The sequence below is a fragment of the Peterkaempfera griseoplana genome, from assembly GCF_001418575.1.
Classification (GTDB): domain Bacteria; phylum Actinomycetota; class Actinomycetes; order Streptomycetales; family Streptomycetaceae; genus Peterkaempfera; species Peterkaempfera griseoplana.
Genome location: NZ_LIQR01000665.1, coordinates 1 through 2,210 on the forward strand (window position 1 = coordinate 1; position 2,210 = coordinate 2,210).

At 73.3% G+C, this 2,210-nt stretch carries 1 protein-coding gene; it reads left to right on the plus strand.

All coding sequences use genetic code 11. From position 1 onward, the window contains the following. Positions 1-2,210: non-ribosomal peptide synthetase (locus tag AOK09_RS35035; RefSeq protein WP_157876167.1), on the plus strand; the 2,210-nt coding region annotated here is incomplete at both ends.

Here is a 2,210-nt window from a genome sequence, read left to right on the forward strand (position 1 = left end):
GCACCGTACGGACTCGTCGACGTCCACCGCGACGGCACCGAACTGGTCCGCAAGGTCGTGCCGTTCACCGGAGAGCTGAGCGGCCGGTTGCGGGATGTCGCCCGCCGTGCGGGTGCCAGCCCCGCGAGTGTGTTGCATCTGGCGTGGGCGCGGGTGCTGGGGGCGGTGAGCGGGCGCAGCGACGTGGTGTTCGGCACGGTGCTGTTCGGGCGGATGAACGCCGGCGCAGGCTCCGAGCGGGTTCCGGGTCCCTTCATCAACACCCTGCCCGTCCGCGTACGCGTCGACGAGCTGGGCGTTCGGGCAGCCCTTACGGCCATGCGCACCCAGCTGGCGGAGCTCCTGGAGCACGAGCACGCCCCGCTGACGCTGGCCCAGCAGGCCAGCGGGGTGGCGGGCGACATGCCGCTGTTCACCTCGATCTTCAACTACCGCCACAACACCGACCAGGCCGCCGACAGTGCCGACGACGAGGGGATGGACGGCATCCGGCTGCTGTTCACGCGCGAGGGCAGCAACTATCCGCTCTCGGTCTCCGTGGACGACGACGGCACCGGTTTCGCGGTCTCCGTGGACGCGGTGGCGCCGATCGACCCGCAGGCGGTGGGCGGGCTGGTGCGCACCGCGGCCGAAAGCCTGGTGGCCGCGCTGGAGCAGGCGCTGCAAGGCGGCCCCGACCGGCCGCTGGGCACGCTGGACGTACTGAACGCGGAGGAGCTCCACCGCGTGCTCTCCGCATGGAACGACACAGCGGCCGACGCCGCGCCGGCCACTCTGCCGGCACTGTTCGAGGCGCAGGCGGCGCGCACCCCGGACGCGGTCGCGGTGGTGTCCGAGGAAGTCCCGCTGACCTACGCCGAGCTGGACGCACGAGCGTCCCGCCTCGCCCATCTGCTGATCAGCCGGGGATTCGGCCCCGAGCAACTGGTGGCCCTGGCCCTGCCGCGCTCCGCGGAGATGATCGTCGCACTCCTCGGTGTGCTGAAGAGCGGCGCCGCCTACCTCCCCGTGGACCCCGGCCTCCCGGTGGGCCGCATCGCGGCCGTCCTCACCGACGCCGCCGCGACCTGTGTGATCACCACGACGGAGACCGCCGGGCTGACGGCCGGCATCCCGCTGGCACAGATCGTGCTGGACGCCGCCGGGACCCAGGAGGCACTGGCGTCGCAGCCGGCGACCGGACCGCAGGACGCCGACCGGGTGGCCCCGCTGCTCCCGTCGCACCCCGCCTATGTCATCCACACCTCCGGATCCACCGGAACCCCCAAGGGGGTCCTGGTCGAGCACAGCGCCGTGGCGAGCCATCTGCGCTGGATGACCGGGGCCTTCCCGCTCGGGCCGGACGACGCCGTACTGGCACGCACCGCGCTCGGCTTCGACGCCTCCGTGTGGGAGATCTGGCTGCCGCTGCTCACCGGCGCCAAAACCTGCATAGCCCCGGCGGAGACGTCCCAGGACCCCGCTCGGCTGCTCGCGTTCGTCGAGCGGCACCGGATCACCGTGGCCCAGTTCGTGCCCTCGCTGCTCGAGGTGGTCGCCGGTGCGACCACGGACGGCGCCGCCCTGCCCCTGAAGCGGGTCTTCGTCGGCGGCGAGGCCGTCCCCTCCGCCCTAGCGGCGCGTACCGCTGCCGACTGGGGCGTGGAGGTGCACAACCTCTACGGGCCGACCGAGACCACCGTGCAGATCACGACCCACAGGTTCGACCCGGCCGGCGACACCGGCCCGGTCCCCATCGGCCGCCCGGTCCACAACACCCGCGCCTATGTCCTGGACCCCTCCCTGCGCCCGGTCCCGGTGGGCGTCGCGGGCGAGCTGTACATCGCCGGCGGCCAGCTGGCCCGCGGATACCTGGGCCGCCCCGAGCTGACGGCCGAGCGCTTCGTCGCCAGCCCCTTCGGCTCCCCGGGCGAGCGCCTCTACCGCACCGGCGACCTGGCGAAGTGGCGCCCCGACGGCCGACTGGTCTTCGCCGGCCGGGCCGACGAGCAGGTGAAGATCCGCGGCTTCCGCATCGAGCCCGGCGAGGTCCAGGCAGCGGTGGCCGCGCATCCCCGGATCGCCCAGGCCACGGTGCTCGTACGTGAGGACGCACCAGGGGACCGCCGGCTCGTCGCCTATGTCGTCGCAGACCCGGGTACCCACGACGCCACCGGACTGCCCGACGCCGTACGGCAGTTCGCCGCGGAGCGGCTGCCGGAGTACATGGT